Source organism: Agromyces sp. P1_H4 (assembly GCF_056405255.1).
Window position 1 is genome coordinate 1 of record NZ_JBFUCL010000220.1, and the last position, 6,358, is coordinate 6,358.

The following is a 6,358-nucleotide window of genomic DNA, read 5'->3' on the forward strand; positions in this document are numbered from 1 at the left end:
GCGCGTGCCCGGTCGCGGGTGGGTGCTGCTCGATTTCGAGGGCGAGCCGCTGCGCCCGATGCGCGAGCGGTGCCGTCCCGACCTTCCCGCGCGCGACGTCGCCGGAATGCTGCGCTCGTTCGACTACGTCGCGGGATCGACCGCGCTGGCGCTGCCAGAGCGCGCCGCCACGGCGGCACGGTGGGCGGATGCCGCACGCCGGGCCTTCCTCGACGGCTACGTCGCGGCATCCGGCCTCGACCTCAGCCGCTACCGCGACCTGCTCGCAGCGTTCGAGCTCGACAAGGCCGTCTACGAAGCGATCTACGAGACCCGCAACCGCCCGACGTGGGCGGCCATCCCGCTGAACGCGATCCTGCAGTTGCTCCAGTCGGCGCCGTTGCAGGCGTCCGTGGCCCCGAGCGCCGGTCGGCGCTCGTCGATGGCGGAGTGACGGGCCCACCGTGGCGCGGAGCACCGGCGGCCCCATCAAGCGGGCATGGCTCTGGACGATCAAGCACACCCTGAATCCGCTCACGCTGCGGATGGCGCACGCCGGCTTCGGGCCGTTCTCACTCGTCCGGCACACCGGCCGCAAGTCGGGTGCGGTGTTCGAGACGCCCCTGATCCTCGCCCGCGTGCCCGACGGCTTCGTCGCGGAGCTCACCTACGGCACGGGCGTGAACTGGTACCGCAACGTCGAGGCCGCCCACGGTCGGTGCACGGTCGTCTGGCACGGACGGGACTACGCGATCGACGGCATCGCCCCCTGCACGACCGACGCGGGCCTCACGGCGTTCGGACCGCCGGCGAACGTGGTGCTGAAGCTGCTGCGCCGGCACGAGTTCCGGATGCTGCACGAGGCGCCGCTCGCCTCGTCGCCGCCGCTGCCCTGAGCCCCTGGCCGAGGGCACCTCCGCTACGGCCGGCGGTCGCCGACCAGCTCTGCCCGGTTCGCCTCGTACTTCGAGCGGCCCACCACGCGCCAGATGACCCGGACCGGACCGGGCAGGTGCGCCTTCTGCCAGGCGACCCCTCCGTCGGGCTGCGCGGCGAGGATCGCGCCCAACTGCAGGAACATCTGCCCCTTCGGCGTCGCCTTGCGGCCGTGGGTCGCGAGGGCGTCGACCTCCTGCTGCGTGATCACCGTCTCCATCACGGGCACGATGTTCGACTCCTCGTCGGGGAGGTGCTCGGCGAGCGCGGCATTGATGCCGTCGAGCGCTGCGAGGACAGCCGCGGCATCCGTCGTCGTTGCGCTCGCCCGCCACGCCGGCAGCGCCACATCGAGGGCCGTGAGGTGCACGAGCAGCTGGGCGTGCTGGGCCTTCATGCGCTGCACGTGCACGCTGCACGACGGAGCCCGCTCGCCGAGCGCATCCCAGAGCATGGCGTCCTCGCCCTCGTGGTGCGCGTGCAGCCCGACCGACAGCATGCGGAGGTGGTCGCTCACCACCTCGGCGTGCACCACGTCGCCGTCGGCCACCCCGGCGACGAGCGTCGGCGCCTCGCCGAAGCCCGCCCGGAACATGCGATGGATCTCGGCCATGCCGCTCGCGTCGCAGGTCTTGGCCGCGGCGATGCCGCTCGGTCGGGGTTCAGGCCGACTCTCACCACTGGAGGGGAGTGCGGTTGCGGGCATCGTGACTCCGATCGGGTTCCGGGAGCGCAGTCGTTTGTGACACTACGTCGTGCCCGGTCGAGCGGCAAGCCCACGGATGGGGGGTGACCACGACCGCCGCCGACCGCGATGAGCGGCGGGCGGCGAACGGAGGGGAGACGGATCGTGACCAGCGTCACTCCCCCGTGGAGGGCGAGACGTCGTCGTCGACCGTCGTGGTGTCGGCACCGTCGCCGTCGGCGCCGTTCCCGTCCACGCTGTCGCAGGCGCCCTCGGGCGCCCGCTCCCTGATGTAGGCGGGAGCGCTGCAGACCCACGTCGACGGGGCCTTCACGTGCGCGGCACCGGAGCCCGCGCCGGCACCGGATGCCGCACCCGTCTGTCCGCACCCGGCGAGCACGGCCACGACCACGGCCGCCGGGATGATGAGGAACGCACGAACGTCCATGATCTGATTCCCTTCATGATCCGACGGTCCGGAGGATCATCGTGGGCTTCACGCTAGGAAGGCGGTGGAGGCGCCGCATGACGTGGGCTGCCCATCTTCCGGCGGCGGGGAGACTAGTCAATTCGGACCATCGCCGCCGGCTGGCGCCGGGAATATGGTGGGCAGATGCGGGAATGGTCCGCCCCGGCGCTGCCGGCGGGATGGACGACGTCCGGTCAGCCGCCATTCATCGCCCGGCACGACGAGGTCGAGGCGCTCCACGCAGCGTGGGCCGACGCGGTGGGCGGCGCGGGGCGCGCGGTCTTCCTCAGCGGCGAGCCGGGCTCGGGCAAGTCGCGCCTCGTGAGCGAGGTCGCCACCGACGTCCACCGCGACGGCGCCGCCGTGCTCGTCGGCGCGTGCATCCAGGAGCTCGGCGCCCCGTTCGAGCCCTTCGGCGATCCGCTGCGCGTGCTGGCGCCGGCGTTCCTCGACGGCGCCACCGACGCCGCCGACGTGGAGACGGCCGACCTGCTCGAGCGAATGCTCGAGCGCACGGAGGCGGGGGTCGCGGGGGCCGGGACGCCGTTCCTCGGTCAGGAGCGAATGTTCGAGGCGGTGGTCGAGGTGCTGCGCGCTGCGACGGGGAAGCGTCCGATGGTGCTCGTGCTCGAGGACCTGCACTGGGCGGGCCCCGCGGCGATCCGGCTCCTCGGTCGCATCGTCGAATCGATGACGGCATCGAGGCTGCTCCTCATCGGAACCCTCCGCGCCGCACCACCCGACCGTTCCGACGCGTTGGCCGAGACCCTCGCGGCGCTCGAGCGGCTCCTCGGCGTGCAGCGGATCGAGCTTCCGCCGTTCACGCTCGACGAGATCGCCCACTACGTGGTCGTCCGCGCAGGGGTGTCACCGTCGGATGCCCGCGAGTCGGCCGGTGTGCTGGCAGAGCTCACGGGCGGCAACCCGTTCCTCCTCCGCGCGATGTGGCGGCGGGTGGTCGAGGCGGAGCGAGTCGGCGATCGACGCGTCATCGAGTTGCCGGACTCGGTCGGAGACCAGGTGCGCGCCCGCGCGGCCCTGCTCGACGGCGCGCAGCGAGCGGTGCTGGAACTCGCGGCAGTGCTCGGGCAGGAGGTCGACCTCAGCGAGGTACTCGGCATCAGCGAGGCATCCGTCGACGTCACACTGCAGGCGATGGATGCCGCGACGCGGACGGGACTGCTGGAGGCGCCCCGGCAGGCGGGCGACCGGTACCGGTTCCCCCACGCCATCGCGCGGCAGGCGGTCGTCGACCTCATGCCGGGAACCGAGCTCCTGCGCGTCCACGCCCGCATCGCCCAGGTCCTCGAAGCCGACTTCCCCGCGGCTCCCCGGCTCATCCAGCGACTCGCCCACCACTACGCCGCGGCGCGGGCGCTCGGATTCGGCGACCGCGCGGTCACCTACCTCGTGCGCGCCGCCCAGCTCGCCGAGGATCGGGTCGCATACGAGGACGCCGGGCGACTGTTCGAGCGCGCAGCGGAGATCACGCCCGATGCCGACGAACGCGCCGAACTCCTCTTCCGCGCGGCGGAGAGCTGGAACCTGGCGTCCGACACGCCCCGAGCGCGCTCACTCTACGAGCGCGCCACCGGGGCATCGGGCGATCCGCGGCTGCGCGTCCGTGCGGCCATCGGGTTCGAGGATGCCTCGTGGCGTCCGGGGCTCCCTGGCAGCCGAGCCCTCGAGATGCTGTCGAAGGCGCTCGCCTCCATCCCGCCCGACGAGCGCGACCCGCTCTACGTCGAGGCGCTGGCGTCGATGGCACGGGCCACTGCGTTCACCGGGGCCGTCGACGAGGCCGAGCGACTCGGCGATCACGCCGTCGCACTCGCGCGCGCCCTGCGGGACCCGCACCTGCTCACCGCCGTGCTGCGTTCGACCGTCTCCCTGACGCTCCGGCCCTCCGGCGTCGAGCGCCGCCTCGAACGGGTGCGCGAGCTGCTTCCGCTGGTGCACCTCACGGGCACGGAGTGGATCGGTGCCGCCGCGCTGCAGTTGGGGGCGAACGCCTACCTCGTCGGCGACCGCGCCGCCCTGGACGAGGCGGAGCGGGACTGCGTCGAGCTGAGCCGCCGTTGGACCCGCCATTGGGACTACTGGGTCGATTGCCTGCAGTTCACCCGGGCGATCATCGCCGGCCGGCTCACCGATGCGGCGGGCGCCTGCCGACGCATACAGCACGACGAGGGCTCCTTCCGGTCCGACGCGGACTCGAGTGCGTCGGCGCTGCAGAGCTACATGGTGCGCCGCGAGACGCGCCGGCTCGAGCGGATACGTCCCTTCGTCAGCGGCGACGAGTCGCCGGCGGACCGCTGGGCGCCCGGGCTGCTGGCGCTCTACACCGAGCTCGGGCTCGTCGACCCGACGCGTCGCACGCTCGACTGGATGCTCGAGCACATCGGCGACATCTCGCCCGACTCGAGCGACTGGCCCGCGCGCCTGGCGTTCATGACGGAGGCCGCGCTCTGGCTCGAGGACGCCGACGTCGCACAGCGCCTGCACCCATGGCTGTCGGACTATTCGGGCCTCAACCTCATGTCCGGCCTGTTCGTGGCCCCCTTCGGGCCGGCCGACTGCTACCTCGGGCAGGTCGAGTCGCTCTGCGGCACCGGCTCCCCGCCCGATCGGTTCGCCGCCGCGCTCGACCTCGCGGAGCGAACGGATGCCGCGCTCCACGTTGCTCGCACGCTCGCCGCCATGGCGACGCACCTCGACCGCCTCGAGCCGGGCTCCGCGGAGGCGGCCGCGCATGCGGCGCGAGCTCGTGCCCTCGCCGAACCGGCCGGGATGGCGCGGGTGCTGCACGAACTCGACGTCGGCCTTGCGGCATCCGCGGCCGACACGAGCACGGGCGAAGGCGCGCTGACCGCACGCGAGCGTGAGGTGATCGGGCTCCTCGCCGAGGGGCGGAGCAACCGCGATATCGCCGGTGCACTCGTGATCAGCGAGCACACGGCCGCGAACCACGTGCGCAACATCCTGACGAAGATCGGTGCCGCCAACCGCACCCAAGCTGCGATGTATGCGCGCGAGCGCGGACTGGCATGAGCACCGTCGCGCGCGAGCGCGGACTGGCGTGAATTCAGCTGATCGTCTGCAGGAGGCCGTTCGGCATCACCCGGCCGGTGAGCTCAGTCACCACGTCGGCCGGCAGCCCCGCCCGCACCGCCGCGGCGCGGATCGCCTCGATGGACGGCGCCTCGTACAGGCAGTACGTCTTGCGCCGGTCGACCGAGAGGAAGGAGTACAGCCAGCGCACCTCTTCCTCGTCGTTGATGAGGTTGATGTTCAGTGCATCCGAGACGGGGGTCTGCAGTTCTTCGGCGAAGTTCCGCTCGATGATGTAGTACGGCATGGGCGGCTCCTTCGGGTCCCACGGCTGCCCCCAAGGGTACTCCTCGCGGCGCGGACCGGTCCCGAGGGATGTCGCGACGGCATCGCCGGGAGTACGGTACGGGGATGACGGAAGTGAACGCGGCCGGCCGGGTGCCGCTGTCGGACGAGGCCCGCACGCAGATCCTCAGCACCGAGGTCGCGCGCTACGTGCAGCGCGGCTGGACCGTGCAGACGTTCACGGGCGGGCAGGCGGTGCTCTCGAAGAACAAGCGCATCGGCTGGTTCTGGAACCTGGTCCTCATCATCCTGACCGGCGGGCTCTGGCTCATCTACGTCGCCTACCGCGCGCTCAATCGCAAGAAGCTCACGACGGTCGTCACGGTGGATGCGTCGGGCCGGGTGACGGCCGACACCACCGGCTGAGCCAGCACCCCCACCACGGCCACCGACGCCGTGGCCTCAGCGGTCGAGCGACTCCMAGGTGACGCCCGACACCACCAAATCGGCCCGGTTGCGGGTGGGCTCGATGCCGCGCGCGTTGGCGCCGTCGACGTCGGTCGCCCAGGCGTGGGCCGCCTCGGGTGAGCGGCCGAACGCCGTGTGCCGGTGCACGAGCCGCGACATCCGCTCGTCGTCGTCGGCGTCGCAGAACCAGGCCTCGGCGAGCAGCGCCCGCACCCGGCTCCACGGCTCGGCCTCGCCGAGCAGGTAGTTGCCCTCGACGACCACGATGCGCGCCGCCTCGTCGACGTCCCGCTCGAACGCGGGCGCGAAGACCRTGCGGTCGACCTCGCGTCGCACGCGCTCGAGCAGCGCCACGAAGCCCCAGCCGTCGAAGGTCTCGATGGCGCCCTTCCGGTGCCGCAGCCCGAGGCGGTCGAGCGTCGCGTTCGCGAGGTGGAAGCCGTCCATGGGCAGGTCCACGGCCAGGCCGGGCGCGGCGGCGGGCG

Annotated in this window: 7 protein-coding genes and 1 pseudogene; 4 read left to right on the forward strand and 4 right to left on the reverse strand. The window is 72.4% G+C overall.

Annotated elements, in window-relative coordinates:
* Positions 1-433, forward strand: a pseudogene (locus AC1DY2_RS13220) (maltokinase N-terminal cap-like domain-containing protein); the annotation flags it as partial.
* A gap of 10 nt (positions 434-443) precedes the next feature.
* A complete protein-coding gene (locus AC1DY2_RS13225) occupies positions 444-875 on the forward strand; it encodes a PNPOx family protein (RefSeq protein WP_476762848.1) in 432 nt (143 codons plus the stop codon).
* Between the two features lie 23 nt (positions 876-898).
* Here AC1DY2_RS13225 and AC1DY2_RS13230 read toward each other — a convergent pair whose 3' ends face one another.
* The gene (locus tag AC1DY2_RS13230) at positions 899-1,528 is read right to left on the reverse strand and encodes a hemerythrin domain-containing protein (protein WP_476762849.1); all 630 of its coding nucleotides are present in this window, start codon (positions 1,526-1,528) and stop codon (positions 899-901) included.
* Positions 1,529-1,775: 247 nt separating this feature from the next.
* On the reverse strand, positions 1,776-2,048 hold the full coding sequence (locus AC1DY2_RS13235; protein WP_476762850.1) for a hypothetical protein: 273 nt from the start codon (positions 2,046-2,048) through the stop codon (positions 1,776-1,778).
* 165 nt (positions 2,049-2,213) lie between these two features.
* Here AC1DY2_RS13235 and AC1DY2_RS13240 point away from each other — a divergent pair, with 165 nt between their 5' ends.
* Positions 2,214-5,120 (forward strand): ATP-binding protein, encoded by a 2,907-nt coding sequence (locus AC1DY2_RS13240; protein ID WP_476762851.1) that lies wholly within the window; start codon positions 2,214-2,216, stop codon positions 5,118-5,120.
* Positions 5,121-5,154: 34 nt separating this feature from the next.
* Here AC1DY2_RS13240 and AC1DY2_RS13245 read toward each other — a convergent pair whose 3' ends face one another.
* Positions 5,155-5,427 (reverse strand): DUF4242 domain-containing protein, encoded by a 273-nt coding sequence (locus AC1DY2_RS13245; RefSeq protein WP_476762852.1) that lies wholly within the window; start codon positions 5,425-5,427, stop codon positions 5,155-5,157.
* A 104-nt stretch (positions 5,428-5,531) separates the two neighbouring features.
* On the opposite strand from AC1DY2_RS13245, the gene AC1DY2_RS13250 reads away from it, so the two are divergent.
* Positions 5,532-5,831 carry a hypothetical protein gene (locus AC1DY2_RS13250; RefSeq protein WP_476762853.1) on the forward strand — a complete coding sequence of 100 codons (300 nt, stop codon included), beginning with the start codon at positions 5,532-5,534 and terminating at the stop codon, positions 5,829-5,831.
* A 36-nt stretch (positions 5,832-5,867) separates the two neighbouring features.
* Here the strand turns inward: AC1DY2_RS13250 and AC1DY2_RS13255 are convergent.
* A partial coding sequence (locus AC1DY2_RS13255) for a nucleoside/nucleotide kinase family protein (RefSeq protein WP_476762854.1) occupies positions 5,868-6,358 on the reverse strand: 491 nt, incomplete at its 5' end.